The following is a 15,514-nucleotide window of genomic DNA, read 5'->3' as shown; positions in this document are numbered from 1 at the left end:
AGCCACACCAAGATCATCTCACCTGTGACCAGCAGTTACGGGACAAGCCTTAGGCTTGGCGTGGAGTTCACCCGTTCGTGCGGAGAGGGCGTCGGGTGTGCTGGCTATGGGCAGCCGGCGCTGGACACGGAGTGTGGCTGCGGTGCCAGAAAGTTGCCGTCTGCCAGGTACTGGCAGATATCGCGGTGGCTGCGCATGGCTGTCGCCCGGATGAGGCGAAGGTCTGCGCACCGCAGACCTCCGATCCGGCTGAACTCTGACATGGGCTTGATCCGCTTTGACGGACATCTGAGATCAGGGGCTTGGGCCCCGGAAGGATGATGTTCATCATGGAGAGCATGGGGAAGAAGAAGGCGCGTCCTCGCCGCTCGTTCACGCCGGAGTTCAAGGCCGAGATCGTCGAACTGTGCCGACGCGGCGACCGCTCGGTAGGCCAGGTCGCCAAAGACTTCGATCTGGCCGAGACCGCGGTCCGTGGCTGGGTCCGCCAAGCCGAGATCGACGCCGACGAACGAGACGGCCTGACCAGCAGCGAACGTGAGGAACTGGCCGCGCTGCGGCGGGAGAACCGCCGGCTGCGCGAGGACGTCGACATCCTCAAGCGTGCGACGGCTTTCTTCGCGACGGAGACCCGGTGACGGTGCACCCGTTCATCGAGGCGGAGAAACTCGCAGGTCACAACGTCAGACGGACGTGTGAACTCCTGAAGGTCTCCCGGACCGCCTACTACGCCCGCCGCACTGGCACCCCTGGCCCCCGCGCACTGCGGGACGCCGAGCTGATCGAACAGATCACCACCGTCCATGAGCGGTCCCGCGGCACCTTCGGCGCCCCGCGCGTCCACGCCGCCCTGCAACGTGAGCGCACCGGCTGCGGGCGCCGACGGGTGGCCCGCCTGATGCGGCAGGCGGGTCTGACCGGCAAGCACCGCAGACGGCGGCATCGCACCACCATCCCCGATCCACACGCGTCCACGCGTCCCGACCTGGTCCTTCGCGACTTCCGACCCGATTCGTCAGCCCTCGATACCCGCTGGTGCGGGGACATCACCTATATCGCTACCCGCGAGGGCTGGCTCTACCTGGCCACCGTGATCGACATCGCGTCCCGCCGCGTCGTCGGCTGGGCGACGGCCGACCACCTGCGAACCGAGCTCGTCGCCGACGCACTGCGGACAGCCTGCCGGACCCGTCGGCCGACCGGTCCGGTGATCTTCCACTCCGACCGCGGCTGCCAATACACCATCCATGAACTTGCCGACCTGGCATCCGAGTTCAGCGTTCGCCTGTCGGTCGGACGCACCGGGCAATGCTGGGACAACGCCCTCGCGGAATCGTTCTTCTCGACCATGAAGAACGAGCTCGGCGACACCCATCCCTGGCCCAGTCGGGCCGCCGCCCACACCGCGATATTCGAGTGGATCGAGAGCTGGTACAACTTGCACCGGCTCCACAGCAGCCTCGGCTACCGCAGCTCCACCGAATACGAGACCACCCTCGCGGCCTGACCACCACACCAAAGGTGTCCGTCAAAGCGGAACAAGCCCAGATGACACTGAAGCCCTGCCAGGTGACACCTGGCAGGGCTTCAGATTTGCCCCCGTGGATTCACTCCGGGCGCCGTTGACTGGGCATCCTCGCCGGAGGCGTCGCAACGCATCCGGAGCGGCCCTCCTCTTTTACGGGAGAGGATCAGAGTGTATCGATTTCGTTCCCCTTTGAGTCAATGATCGCGTAGTCGCCGGGGTAGGGGACCCAAACCCCAATTCCGTTAGGCCACGAGACAATCTCAAGCGAGGCCACGTTTGAGATTGCGGTCCGGAGAAATACCGCCTCACCGTCGCTCAGGGCGAAGGTCGTTCCTACCGGCTCGAAGCACACCTCGACGCTTTCCCCTCGCGCCGCCATAAATTTCAGGTCTACGACCTGCTCGCCCTTGCTCACCTGACTATCTCCAAGCATCGATGATCTCCTGAGTCAGCTTCACGCGCGCCGGTGCAGTCTTTCCGCCCTTTCCTGCGAGCGCTGCACTCTGGTAGAAGTCCTGCAATTTCTCCGCGTCACCCCTGCTTGCCAACCCTCGCAATTCAGTCGGAGAGCGTGTTCCTACGAGGCGAGAGGGATCTCCGGAACCCCAGACGCGCCCGCCCACTTCTAGCGGGGTGCCACCTTCAAGTTTCGGAAGGCCGACCCTGCCGCCCGGATTGGCGAGATCTGTGGCATTCCCCTTGGAGTCGACCGAGAAGCGAGGATCACAGTTGCTGTTGTGAACCAGGACCGGCGTCTGCCCAGCGAGTACATAGTACGTGTGGAGATCGTCGACTGTGAGGTTATAGGTGCGGGCGTGCTGGGTGTAGGGCTTGTTGGCTGTGACGATGACGGTCTTGTACTGGTCGGTCAGGAGTGTTGACCCGGGGGTGAGTTCTCGGGCCTCTACCCAGGCGTTGGCCGAGGGGGACCAGAAGGGGTGTTCGTAGGTGGCGGTGAGCTTTTCGATTCCGCCGTCGGTTGCGATGGAGAGTGTGTTGAAGTGCTTGTCGTCTTCGGTGACGATCAGGCGGGTTACCTCTCGCTTCCCAGATTCGCCCGTTTCAGGATCTGTGGCCCTGACCTCGTCGCCGACTTGGATGTCCTCGATGTTTTGGGTGGTGCCGTCAGTCATGAGGACGTCGGTGCCGGCGAGGAAGCATTGTGTGCAGGGGTTGTCGATTTTGCCCTTGTCGATTTTGCCCTTGCCGAGGTAGCCCGCAGGCGGTGGCTTTATACCGCCCTCCCCGTATAGGCCGGCTTCTGATCCGGGGCCGGCCAGGTATGCGCCGAGGATGCCGCTCTCGACTGAGTCGCATCCCCGATCCCGCATTTTCTCGCAGGCATGGAGGAGGGCTGATATCTTTACGGACCATTCGAGTTCCGGGTCTGGTTGGGTGCTCCAGAACGAGCTCTCATGGAGGTAGGAACTGCGATAGATGTCGATGAATTCCTGCGTGTTGACGGCAGGGAGCACAATGACGGTGTTGTTGGGGCCTGAGATGGTAGGTGGACCGTAGTGACCGGTCGAGCCGTATCCCCTGTTGCCGTCGCGGTGTTGATGTCTTGAGACGTTTCCGCCGCGATCGTTGTCGCCGCCGCGGTCGGTGATGTCCCCTGTGTTGCCCAGGGTGATGGTCCCCTTGGGGCCGCAGTTGTAGAGCGTGCCGCATTCTTCGCTTTTGAGGCCGGTGGGGTCGCTTTCCGTGATGGGGTTGTTGTTGGCGTAGTTGTAGCCGTTGAGTGACTGAGGAGAGTTGAGGTCGAGCAGGGGGTCGACGCTGATGAACTGTCCGAGTTTGGTGTCGTAGTCGCGGGCTCCGATGTGGGTGAGGCCCGTGGTTTTGTCGATGTCTCCGCCGACGAAGCCCTTCTGGCTGGGCCACGCTGCCGGCGGGGTGCCGCGTTCAGCGCCGTAGGGGAGCTGCTTGCGGCGGTTGAAGGTGAGGGTGGACGCGGCGATCGACAGGGTGTTGGTGCCGTGGTGGTCGGCGGTGAGGAAGCGGACGCGGCCGTCGGTGCTGGTGCGCATTGCGGTGCCGCCGGGCACGTTGTAGTAACGGGTTCCGGATACGGCCTTGGTGGCTTTGTCGAGGACGAGTTCCTGGCCGCCGGGCAGGTACAGCGTCGTGGTGGTGGGTTCGCGCTTGAGGATGCGGGTGCCGGCGGTGTCGTAGAGGAACGCAGTGGTGGCCCCGGCGGTGGTGGAGGAGGCGAGTTTGCCCTCGTCGTTCCACGTCATGGTCTGGGCGCTGCCCCCCGCGGGGGTCTTGCCGGTCATGTTGCCGACGGTGTCGTACCCGTAGGTGTCCGCTCCCGTGGCACCGCCCGTGGCACCGCCCGTGGCGGTGACGCTGCGGACCGCGTGGGCCTGGGCCGCTCCGGCCGCGGTGGGGTAGGCGTACGTGCGGGTGGTGTCGGCGGTGACGGGGCCGGCCTTGTGCTGCTTCTCGGTGGCGCGCTGGCCGGTGTCGGTGAAGCTCCAGCTCGTCCAGTACGGGTCGACGGTTCCCAGGTTCGGGGCGCCGGATCCGTTGACGGGCTTGGTGGCGCAGTCGTCTCCGGAGGTCCAGGCCTCGGTCAGGCGCCGGGCCCAGTCAAAGGCGAAGCACTGGTCGTCCTTGATCGTGCGGTCGTTCTGCTCATCGAGGACCCGGGTGATGTTGCCGGCGGGGTCGTAGGTGTATGTGGCGTTGGAGAGTTCGCTGGGGCCGGAGGCGTCGCGGTCGGTGGCCGATGCGAGGACGCGCCGGGTGGCGGTGTCATAGGTGAGTGTCTGAGTGACCAGCGTGCCGGCGCTGCCGAGCTGGGCTTGGGCGAGTTCGCCGAACGGGGTGTAAGAGGCACCGCGTAGGTACGCCTGGTCCAGGTCGTAGCTGTTGACGATGGCGAGCTGGTCTTGGGCGCCGTAGCTGTTGGTGAGGGTCTCGGCGGGCAGGGCGGTGGTGGCGTTGGTGTTGGTGGTGCTGAAGGCCGTGGTGGCGGGGAGATTGTTGGTGGGGGTCGTTGTGGCGGTGATGGTGTAGGTGCCGGCCAGGTTCTCCTCTCCGGTCACGGAGGGGATGGTCACCTTGGTGCCTGTGGGCGTTCCCGCGGTGCTGTAGCCGGTGACCGTGCTGGTGTATGCGGCGGTGCCGTCGTAGCGGGTGGAGGTGGCGGGTAGGCCCTTGCCTCCGGTGGCGGTGTCGTAGGTCCACTCGGCGAGCTTGGTGCCGGTGATGGTGGACTTGCGCAGGCTGGTCGGGCGTCCGAGCTCGTCGTAGGTGCTGGCGAGCGTGATGCCGCGCGCGTCGGTGGCGAGCTGGGGACGGCCGTGGCTGCCGTAGGTGGTGGTGGTCTTCCCCGTGTCGGGGTCGGTGTTCTCGGTCTGGCGTCCTCGCAGGTCGTAGGTGTACGTCCAGGAGTTGCGGCCGGAGGTGTCGGTGACCGTGGCGAGCTTGCCTGCACGGTCGTACGTGTACGTGTGCTTCTCGTACTGGGTGGCCGCGGCACCGATGACGGGATTGCGGTCCTTGTAGTCGCGTCGTTCGACGACGCGGCCGCGGGCATCGGTCACGGCGAGTGTGGCGGTTGCGCCCTGGGGCGGGACGACGGCCTGCCAGTCCGGTCCGTAGGTGGTGGTGGTGCGCCACTTCTCGGTGTTCAGGGCCAGCAGGATGGAGTCGGTCACGCGGCCGCGGCCGTCGTAGCGGGTCTCGGTGGCGCTGGGTATCTGGTTGTCGGGGACGACGAGCATCGTCGTGGTGGTCGGCTGGCTGTTGAAGTAGGGCGCGTTGGTTTTAAGGACTCGGCCGTAGTTGTCGTAGATGGTGTCGGTGATGACCCGCCCGGCGATACCGGTGGCGTCGGACTGGGTCTGGCGCTGGCGCAGCAGCGAGTCGTAGAGCGTGACCGAGGTTCCCCAGGTGCCGTCCTCGTAGAGCTTCTTCGTGGTGACGGTTGAGGGGGCGGTGGCGGAAAGTTTGTATGTATGGGTGATGTTGGGCTGCTGGCTGGTGGTGCGGCCGATGTTCCAGCCCTTTGTGAGGCGGCCGGCTGCGTCGTACTCGGAGGTGAGTGTGCGGTTGTTCGCCTCCGTGGTGGTCAGGGACAGGCCGCGCAGCCCGTCGTAGGTGCTGGTGGTGGTGTGGCCCTTGGGGTTGGTGACTGTGACGCTGGTCGGCTGGGCATCAGTGGCTGGGGTGTAGGCCGTGGTGGTGGTCTGGTTGTCTTGCCCAGTCGTGGTCAGGACGCGGCCGTAGGGGTCGAAGGTCGCCTGTCCGGCGGTCTCCCAAACGAGCTGGCCGTTGGCGTCCAGCTTGGAGGCCTGCTCGGTCTTGGTGATGTTGGACTCGCCGGCCTTGGGGGCCGTTCCGAGCGCCTGGCCGTCGTAGAGCATGCGGGCCGAACTGGTCGCGGACGCGGCCGAGATCGTGCTGGTACACGGCTTGGTGGTCGTGGTCGTCACCTGGCTGGGGTAGGCAATCAGCCAGTTCGCCGTATCGGGCGTCACGTACTTGGTGACGGTGCACGTGGTCTCGGTGGTGTTGGCGCCGTCGTCCGCGTCGGTCAGCACGAGGCCGTAGGCCTCGTCGTAGATCCGGCTGGCGGTCGCCTTCTGCCAGGTGCCGTCTGCCAGGAGTTTGCTGGCGATGGTGGTGGAGTTACCGGAGAACCGAGCGACCTTGGACTCCAGCGTCGGCCCAGCTGTGCCCGGGGTATCCGGGTCGGTGATGCCTGTGACCGTCTGGGAGGCGTTGTCGCCCGATACCCACGGGGTCTGGGTGGACTTTTCCACGGTGGTGCCGGCCTCGGCGTCGTAGACGCGCGTCTCGGAGACCTTGCCGGTGAAGTCGCGGCGGTCGGCGGTGCCGTTGATGGTCGCGACCGTCCGGTCGGTGCCGTTGGCGAGTTTGTCGCCGGCCATGCCGGTGTAGTAGTCGGTTTCGGTCCTCACTCGGTTGGTCGTGCCGACCAGGGTGCGGACGGTGCGGTAGCCGCGGAAGTCGTTCCACGTGCGGTGCTTGTCGAGGGTGAACTCTGACTGGTCGCGCCGCCAGTTCGCGTTGCCGGGGTAGACGTAGGTGGTGGTCGTGGAGGGCGAGCCCGTGCCGGCGGTGGTGTCGGATTGCTCGACCTTGGCCGTCAGGTACTTGTGGAAGTAGTCCTTTACCTCCTCGGCACCGCCGTCTCGGGTCCACCAGGACGGGTAGCAGCGCTTGGTGTTGGTGTCGTCCGTGGCGGGCAGGCTGGTCGCGCTGCAGTTGGTGACGGTGTAGGTGACCAGCGTGTTGCCGCCGGTCTCATTGGTGATCTGCGTAATGCGGTACTTGTTGATCGGAGGCCGGCCGTCGGCCTTGTCCACGCGGTTGGCCATGGGCGTGCCGGTGAACACGGTCGGGAGGAGCGGAATGTCGGTGAGGGATCCGGCTTTGGCGGTGTGCTGGACGGAGTCGAGCCACAGGGCGGGCTTGGTGGTGTCGCCGGTCGGCGGGTACGACTGGGCGAGGGTCCAGGTGTCCACGGGTACGTGTGCGGCGCCGGAGAGGGCGACCGTGTCGATGGAGGTCAGGCGCTTGGTGGACCAGAAGGTAGGCGAGCCCTGCAGGCACTGCACCCCGGACTTGCACTCGAGGTGTAGGGGAACGTCCGGCCAGTCGGCGGCGTGGTCGGTGTCGAAGACGCAGGTGGCTGCCGTGCAGCGCTGGGAGACGGTGAAGTTGACCTGCGCGGGAGCAAGGGCCGGGGTGTACACCTGGCCGGCACGCAGGCCGTAAGCGATCTTCTTCAGGGTGCTGTCACGGGTGTAGGCGACCGGCGCGTCGATCTTCCCGTTCTTCGCGTAGTAGGCGGCGTATTTGGTGTAATAGAGGGCCATGGCGTTGCCGTGGGGGTCGACGACGTAGTCGAGGTTCCAGCGCCAGCCCTGGTTCTCGCTGGACGACGCGAAGTCGGCTCCGTGGCCCTGCTCGCCCGCGTGGTTGCCGAAGACGGGGACGTTGTTGACAGAGCCCGTCTCCTCCTTGCCGGTGGTCCAGCCGGGCAGACGGTTCTTGCCGAACCAGTACTGGGTACCGTCCGTCGTGGTGATCCGCCAGTACTCGGAGTCGGCGTCACCGGAGTTGTTGCCGGGGGAGTCGTAGATCCGCTCCACCCGGGAGCCGTCGTCGTTCGACAGCTTCCACACGCCCTTGCTGGCGTCCCAGAGCAGCTCGTTGCTGGAGCCGTTCAGCGACAGGGTCGCGTTCTCCGACTTCCAGCACAGGTCACCAGTGCTCGCGGCGTTGTTGCCGCCCTGCTTGTCGTTGTCACAGGGAACGTACTTGCGCTCGACGAAGCCAGGGCTGTACTCCCAGCCCTCACCGACCCACGAGGCCTGGTTGTTGGTGGAGCCGGTACGCCCGTCCACGGAGGAGGAGCTGTAGGAAAGGCCCACCTTGGGGCTGAACCCGCCGGGCGCCGGCGGGACGGAGATCGGCAGGTTCCAGCTGAACGAACCGGTGTTGCCGCCTGCAGACCACGAACCGGAGGGTGCGAGAGAGGTGGCCTGGAACGACCCCTCGGAGCCGTCGGCGGAGGCTGCCGCCGACAGGACCGCCACGCCGCCGGCGGGAGCCGCGAGCGCGCTGGGCGCCGACTTGACGAGCGGGGACGATGCACCGGAGGCCGGCAGATCCACGGACGCTGTCAGCGTGGATGCCTGCGCATCGTTCTGTGTGAGCAAGGGTGTGCCCTTGAGGCACTCCGGCTTCGAAGGCGTCGTCAGCGCGCAGGCGGGCAGCAGGCTGAGCCGCAGCGAGGAAGCCCAGTTGGCGCCGTAGGCGTCTTTGATCTTCGAGTAGTCGACCTCAACCTGCGTGGTCGCGGCTGCTGCGGAGCCGTCGGAGCGCTGGACGGACAGCAGCAGGCCGGTGATGCCGACCTGCTGGGTGACCTTGTGGTCGGCGACCGTGACCCGGACCCTGGAGGGGCTGGGCTGGGCGTCCTTGGCGGGAGCCCCGGATCCGGCTCCTGCGGCCGGGTTGGACCGTGCGACGCGTACGGGCAGCGATCCGACCTGCGCGAGCGTGGTCGTGCTCGCCTTCGTCGCCGGTGGAGCGGAGGGCAGGACGACCTCGGCCGTGCCGGCGGCGGGCCAGCTCACGGGGGCGGCCTTCCACACCGGCGCCTTCACCGCGGCCTTCGGCGCATTCGCCTTGAGGTCCTTGCCCTTGACGGAAGCAGTCTTCTGGACGTCGCGGGCCTTGAACGAGACCGGGCCGGCCCAAGCGGGCCCGGCCAGGAGCGAAGCAGTCAATGCCACCGATGTCGCACCGATGATTCCGGTTCGACGTGGCCATGTTCTCCTATTGCGACCAACTCTGAACAATCCGGGCATTGAGCCCGTCTTGTTACGCACAGCAAACCCCCCAAGGGTGATAAGAGACAGATAAAACCGCAGCCAACACCCCCCGAGCTTCGGGCGCAAGCCCCCTCTTCGGTCGCTTGACCAGCAAAAACCCTTCCAGATCCGCCGAAGTGGATCATTCCGGATGCCGTGAGCATGCCAGAAGCTGACGATAAGTCAGGCGGTTCTATGCAAATGCGAACGCCATCGCATACTCTGCGGTAACCCCGAGCCTTCACGTACGCAGAAAGTCACGAAGAATCCCCATGAATCACCGAAGAGCGGGCGCAGGACCGACCCGCACTCTGGCTGCCCTTCTCGCGCTCCTCCTCCCGCTCTCCGCGGCAAGCCTCCTCATCCAGCCCGCCTCCGCCACGGCAGCGGAGACGTCACCGGGGGGAGGCGCCGCAGGCGCCCCGGGCTCCGCCTCCGCAGCGAAGGCGTTCGCCCTGGCTCGAGACACAGGGCAGCGCGTCGAGATCATTGACCAGCGCACCGAGTACTCAGAGACCTACGCCAACCCCAACGGCAACCTGACGCACAAACAGTTCACGCTGCCCGTGTGGACGCGGCACGATTCCGTATGGCGCCGGACCGACGCCACCATCACCGAACACGAAGACGGCACCATCGGCCCGACAGCCGCCTTCGGCATCTCCTTCTCCACGGGAGGCCAGGGTGCTCTCGTGGCGATGGAACGTGACGGCAAGAAGCTGGCCCTCACCTGGCCCGGCAAGCTTCCCGAGCCGGTGGTGGGAGGGAACACCGCGCTCTACAAGGAAGTTCTTCCCGGCGTCGACCTCAAACTGATCGCCGAAGTCAACGGCTTCGCCGAGCACCTCATCGTCACCACCCCCGAAGCCGCCGCAAACCCAGCCCTGAAGTCCATCAAGCTCGCAGTCACCACCGACGGCGTCACCCTCGACGACGACGCCGGTGACCGTCTCCTGGCCAAGGACGCAGGCGGCAACATCATCTTCAGCGCGCCCCGCCCCAAAATGTGGGAGCAGCCTCCACCAGCGCCAGAGTCATCCAACGGGGCTGCACCCGGAGCCCAGAGCGCTCCTGCCCTGGGCGCCGCCGCAGCAGCCGACACCGCGGAACCGGCGGCGGCGCGCCAGGCGCCGGTCGGCGCGGATGTGGAGGCGAACCTGCTCACCCTGACACCGGACCCTGCCCTGCTGGCCGGCGCCACACAGTTCCCGCTGGTCATCGACCCGATCTTCACCGGTGGCTACACCGAGAAGTGGGCAGTGGTGTACTCCGCCACCCCCGGCGCGGACTACCCCTGGGGCTCCGGCTGGACCTCCAGCAACCCGGCGGACGAACCGCGCGTCGGCAACAACGGGTCAGGCGACACCCAGTCATTCTTCGCGATGAACACCAACGGCCTGCGCGGCGCGACCATCCTGAACGCCACGTTCGCGGTCGAACAGACCTACTCCTGGGGGTGCGACGCCTCCGCAGCCGGACCCACGGAACTGTGGAGCGCAAAGGACATCGGCGCCACGCCCACCTGGAGCACCCGCAACAACTACTGGGGCCACTACCTCGCCGAAGGCAACTTCGCCCACGGCAACACCACCCATTGCCCCGGCGTCGAAGGCTTTGACTTCCACTCTTCCGAACTGACCGCCTACGTTCAGGAAGGCGCCAGCAAGGGCTGGGACCCCCTCGTCTTCGGTCTGCGCGTCCCCAACTCCTACCTGGGCAACCCCAACAGCTTCAAACGACTGCGGAACAACCCCGTCCTCAGCGTCGACTACAACTTCCAGCCCGAAGTCATCGGCAACGGAGCCTTCGAAGGCAGCTGGGCACCCGCAGGCGACGGCAACAAGCCCGTCCCCTGTGGAGGCCTCATCGGCAACAGCGGCCTGGCACTCACCGCCACCTTGCGCGACAACGACGGCGGCCCCGTCGTCCCCGACTTCGTCGTCACCACCGCCGCAGGGGCACCCGTACCCGTCTCCAACGTCACCACCGTGTTCAGCGGCGGAACGGCGACAGCAACCGTACTCGCCCAAAACCTCCCCACCGGCAACTACAAATGGAAGGTGCGAGCCCGAGACGGAGAAGGCCCCGACGGCCCCTTCACCGGCGAGTGCAACTTCACGGTCGACAAGACCGGACCCACCTCCCGCGTCGCCGTCACCAAAGAAGACGGCAGCGCCCTGACCGTCCAGCAGGCCCGCACCAAAATGCGCGTCAAACTCAAGAACCCGGCAACCGACCTCGCCGGCTTCTGCTGGGCCATCGACCGCCCCATCTCCGTCTCCGGCAGCCCCTGCTCCTCCAACACCTGGGTGCCCCTCGCCGCCGGCGCCACCGAGGCCGTCATCGAGGTAGTCCCCACAGGCCGGCCCCAGAGCACCCTCTACGTCATCGCCTACGACAAGGCCGGCAACCACTCATCGACCGACGGCGCTGCCGACACCACGGTCTTGAAGACATCTCCCGCCGCCTTCGTCTACCCCACCGGACAGACCCCCCTGTCCAAGCGGGCGACGAAGGACCTCCTCGGCGACCTCAACGGCGACGGCTACACCGACATGCTCGCCACCGAATCCGACAACAAGCTCCGCCTGTACACCGGAGACGGCACAGGCAAGGTCAAGGCGCAGACCATCGGATACAGCGGCTGGGGCGACGCACTACTCGCACACGGCGGCGACTTCACCAACCTCAACGGCCCCACCGCCGCTCCCGACGGCTACGAGGACACCCTCGCCCGCCTCAACAACAACCACCTCTATCTCTACCCCGGCAACGGACTGGGCAACGTCTGGTACGCGACCCGCCAGGAACTCGCTCCGCCCTCTGACCTCGGCAGCAAGGGCTGGGGACGCGTTTTGCAGATCATCACCCCCGGTGACATGGACCAGCGCGCCGACGCCGGCTTCGCCCAGGGCAATGACCTGCTCACTCTCGAATGCGTAGACGACGCATGCACCAGCGCCCGCCTGCGCCTCTACTCCGGCCAGACCGTCAGCGACGGCAGCGCCGACCAGACCGAGCCTTTCCACCTTCAGAGCGACACCAACATCATCGGCCCCACAGGTGCCTGGAAGGACCACACCATCCTGGCCGTCGGCGACCAGAACGGAGACGGCGTCAAGGACGTCTTGACCCGCTACAAGACCGACGGAAACCTCTACCTCTACCCCGGCCAGCTCACCAACGGGACCTACAGCCTCGGCAGCCGCACCGTCTACGGCACCGGTGGCTGGGCGCCCAACAGCCGGCCCCTGATCACCACCGGCGGCAACGCCCAAGGCACTGTCGTCAGCAAGAACGTCAACGACAGCGGCACCCTCATTCCCTTCAGTGAGTTCCAGCCCAAGGCCGGCGACGCGCAGGGCGACCTGTGGGCGACCACACCGGCGGACCCCAACAACACCGTCGGATACGACGACGGCACAGGATCCCCCACAAGCACCACCTGCCCCACCGGCTGCCTCCTGTTCTACCCGGGCGGCACCAACACCCACCGCGCACCCCTACTCGTGGGCCAAGGAGGCTGGGCCACCACCATCACCGGCATCTTCTGATCCGGCACATCCCAACAGATACAGCCCCCCGGCGCTCCCGCCAGGGGCTCCTGTTTGTGATGGCAGTTCACTGTCTGCCAGAGCTGCACGTGCTGGGCTGAAAGCCGTCGTCGCCCACGGCGAGGACGGCTTTCAGGACCTCACCTCTCGGCCGAGGGCGCGCTGCGCGGTGTCGGGGCGCCCGAACACGGCGGGGTGGCGTGCTGCGCTGGGTACGCCGTGGCGGTTACGTGCCAGCGGACTTCACCGCGGCGTGCGTGTCTTGCGCGTAGAGGGCGAGCGGGCAGTGACGGCGTGTAGGGCAGGGGGACCGTCCACACGGCGTGGGGGGCCTTCACGGTCAGCCTGTCAGGGACCGGTCCCGGCGATCACGTTCGCACTTGCCATGCCCGGGCAGCGCTCGATGCCGGTTCCCTCTCCCCCCTTGACGGTCTGTACGGGTGCCTGCCGTCGGAAGTTCTTCTCCTGCCGGCGCGCGGCCCACCGCTGGGCCCAGCGCCGGCGGTTGAAGCGACCTACATCGCGAGGCGTCCACCTCTCCTCGCTTGTAACGGTGATGAGATTAAACGCTTTAGTGACGATTACACCAAAGAGGTAGCATGACGGCATGTTTGTCCTTTTGGTGGAGTATGACTTTCAGTTCGCGATGTTCTTGCGCTCAGGTCTGGCCGGGGAAGGGATCGAGACGGAGTGGGTCGGCGACGGAGACGCGGCGCTGCGCCGCGCTTTGGGTGGCGCCCACGACGTCATCGTGCTGGGAGCGACACCTCTGGGCATGTCCCGCACTGACTTGTGCGTCAGGCTCCGCAGGGGCGGCGCCACCACACCCGTTCTGGTCCTGGCTGGACAGGACGGCGAGGACGACACTGCAAGGGTGCTGAAGGCGGGCGCGGACGACCACCTCATCGGACCCTTCTCCCTCGCCGAACTCACCTACCGCCTGCGCTTGTTGCTTATGGTCTGACTTCGAACGATGCCGTTTCGAGCTGACGACGCGTTGCTGTGCGCGGACGGGCCGGTGACCACGCCCGTGGACCTCACGTCGACGGCCGAGCACAAGCACGGACACGGCGCGATGCACGAGGCACTGAACAGCGGGAACGTCGATGCGCCGCGGGTGCCGCTGGTACTGGCCAGGCCGCACGCCGACGCCGACGCAAGCTCCGCCTGGAACAAGCCCTGCTCGGCAGGTCCCGGGGCGGACTCACCAGCAAGATCCGTCTCCAGCCCGGCGCGGTCGCCGCGGACGAGGCTTGCTCATCGCGCGGCAACCGCGCCTACCTGCGCAAAACGCAATATCAGGGTGGTCATCCCGGAGAAGAAGGACCAAGCCGCCCACCGGAAGAACAAGGGCGCGAGAGGCGGCCGGCCCGTCAGCCACGACGCCGATCTCTAAGGGATGGGGTCGCGCTCCGGGCCGAGTTGTTCCCGCAGCCATTTGCGTGCGGTCCGCTCGCAAGCGACCTCGGCCACCACAGGCCGTCAGTACACCTCCGTCCGCAGCTTCGTACCGCAGAACCTGCCGCGTGACGCGGCCGCCGTTCCGAGCCGGGAGGCCGGTCAGACATGCGCAGGTGGTGCTGGGTGGCTTGTGGGAGGCCAGGCGCCACACGGCACCCCCGGCAGCCAGTGCGCTGAGCGCGCTCACGGCGGCCGGCAGGTGCCCGGCCGTCTCGGGGAGCGACGACATGCGGGCTCCATCGGATCGATGGTGTTCCGGCGCGGTTCGTGCCGGCACCTTTCCTACGGATTAACCCCTTCCGAAACTAACAGCCGATCACAACTGCACCACAGTGACCGATCAGCGTGTCACTGCTGACCGAGTCTGAAACTTTGATGGTCCAGCTATGAGCAATGGCGGCGCCACCGAGGCAAGCGGGCTCGGCGCACCGTCGGACGGAGGCGCGAGCTTGCGACCGGGCGGATCTGGGGGCCATGCGGGTTACGAGCGGCCCTCCGGCGCCCCCTGGGGCTGGGTTCAACGAAGAAGCGGTAGCGCGGAGGAGAGGGACGAGCGCCAGATCTCGGGACTGTCAGACCGCCCTCCCGACCCCAGTGCGGCATCCAGGTGACTCGGACCCGGCGAAGTGCACCGGGGCCGAACAGAAACGCTGGCCTTCACGAAGATCATCGCCGGGTGTGGTGACGGCTCGTCGCTGGGTTCATCGCAACCCTGGGCGACCGGGCACAGCAGGTCAGAAGGCTATTCCGGGCTGGGCGGAAGCCTGCGGGGCGCAGCTCCACAGAAGTTGTGCCGGAACCCCACTTCGGGCGGCAGCTCCAAGGGCCACTGTGTTCGAATGGTTCACGAGCAGCGGCAGCCACCGGTTGCCGGTACTCAGTGACGGTAGGCAGCTGCCGCGATCTCGATGAAGGATCGGATCAACGGGTTGGTGGCGCCTTCGTTGCATACCGCCACCACTCGGCTCGGCACCATGTCGATCAGCGGCACCACGGCCAACTCCGCGGGCAGGTCGTGTCCGAGGGGGGCCAGGCCGACCGTGCCGTTCCACAGCACGGCGTGCAGGCATTCCTGGACGGCGCGCACCACGGGGCCCTCGCGCGGCGTGCCGCCGTTCCAGTACGACTGCCAGATGGGGTCGGTGCCCTGTGGGAACTGGAACCAGCGGCGGTCGCTCAGCTCGGCCAGCCGGAGCCGGTCGCAGCGGGCCAGCGGATCGTCGGCGCGCAGGACTACACCGACCGGATCGGTTCGCAGCGCACGCACCGTCAGGGCGGTCTCGTCGAACGGTGCACGGGTCAGTGCGACGTCGACCAGTCCGGTGCGCAGCCCGCACGTCGGGTCGGTCAGATCGGTGTCGCGGATGCGGATGTCGATGCCGGGGTGCGTTCGGCGGTAGGCGGCGGCCAGCCTGGACACTCCCGGGTCGGTGCCGTCGCCCAGGATGCCGACGGTGATGGTCGCGGCGCCGGCTGCCGCGCTGACGCGTACACGGACGCGGTCGGCATGGTCGAGCAGGGCCCGTGCCTCGTCGAGCAGCACTGCGCCCACCGCAGTGAGCGTGACGCCGGTGGGTGAGCGGGTGAACAGCTGGGGGTCCCAGTAGCTTCCG

The 15,514-nt window shown here is 66.7% G+C and carries 7 protein-coding genes and 1 pseudogene; 5 read left to right on the top strand and 3 right to left on the bottom strand.

The genetic code is table 11. The features are described 5' to 3' along the window. The first annotated feature begins 329 nt into the window (after positions 1-329). The gene (locus ACFWBF_RS32525; protein ID WP_385608200.1) at positions 330-638 is read left to right on the top strand and encodes a transposase; all 309 of its coding nucleotides are present in this window, start codon (positions 330-332) and stop codon (positions 636-638) included. Continuing rightward, entirely contained in the window at positions 635-1,507 is an 873-nt protein-coding gene (locus ACFWBF_RS32520) for an IS3 family transposase (RefSeq protein ID WP_385608198.1), read from the top strand. The genes ACFWBF_RS32525 and ACFWBF_RS32520 overlap by 4 nt, the downstream gene beginning before the upstream one ends. Positions 1,508-1,691: 184 nt before the next feature. Here ACFWBF_RS32520 and ACFWBF_RS32515 read toward each other — a convergent pair whose 3' ends face one another. Further along, positions 1,692-1,943, bottom strand: a complete 252-nt coding sequence (locus ACFWBF_RS32515) for a hypothetical protein (protein ID WP_385608196.1) — start codon at positions 1,941-1,943, stop codon at positions 1,692-1,694. A gap of 4 nt (positions 1,944-1,947) precedes the next feature. Next, complete coding sequence (locus tag ACFWBF_RS32510) at positions 1,948-8,802, bottom strand: polymorphic toxin-type HINT domain-containing protein (protein WP_385608194.1); 6,855 nt, start codon at positions 8,800-8,802, stop codon at positions 1,948-1,950. Between the two features lie 356 nt (positions 8,803-9,158). Here ACFWBF_RS32510 and ACFWBF_RS32505 point away from each other — a divergent pair, with 356 nt between their 5' ends. The 3 genes and pseudogenes from ACFWBF_RS32505 to ACFWBF_RS32495 all read left to right on the top strand — a co-directional run. After that, a complete protein-coding gene (locus tag ACFWBF_RS32505) occupies positions 9,159-12,440 on the top strand; it encodes an FG-GAP repeat domain-containing protein (protein ID WP_385608192.1) in 3,282 nt (1,093 codons plus the stop codon). Positions 12,441-13,047: 607 nt separating this feature from the next. Then, positions 13,048-13,404, top strand: a complete 357-nt coding sequence (locus ACFWBF_RS32500) for a response regulator transcription factor (RefSeq protein ID WP_385608190.1) — start codon at positions 13,048-13,050, stop codon at positions 13,402-13,404. Between the two features lie 9 nt (positions 13,405-13,413). After that, positions 13,414-13,575: pseudogene (locus ACFWBF_RS32495) on the top strand (transposase); the annotation flags it as partial. Positions 13,576-14,778: 1,203 nt separating this feature from the next. Here the strand turns inward: ACFWBF_RS32495 and ACFWBF_RS32490 are convergent. After that, positions 14,779-15,492, bottom strand: a complete 714-nt coding sequence (locus tag ACFWBF_RS32490; protein WP_385608207.1) for a LysR family substrate-binding domain-containing protein — start codon at positions 15,490-15,492, stop codon at positions 14,779-14,781. Positions 15,493-15,514 lie beyond the last annotated feature (22 nt).

It is taken from the genome of Streptomyces sp. NPDC060028, assembly GCF_042736725.1.
Lineage (GTDB): Bacteria > Actinomycetota > Actinomycetes > Streptomycetales > Streptomycetaceae > Streptomyces.
This window is presented reverse-complemented; position numbering and strand designations above follow the sequence as displayed.

Coding starts and splice junctions, on each gene's coding strand:
- ACFWBF_RS32525 (WP_385608200.1), top strand. CDS start 330: ATGGAGAGCATGGGGAAGAAGAAGGCGCGTCCTCGCCGCTCGTTCACG.
- ACFWBF_RS32505 (WP_385608192.1), top strand. CDS start 9,159: ATGAATCACCGAAGAGCGGGCGCAGGACCGACCCGCACTCTGGCTGCC.
- ACFWBF_RS32500 (WP_385608190.1), top strand. CDS start 13,048: ATGTTTGTCCTTTTGGTGGAGTATGACTTTCAGTTCGCGATGTTCTTG.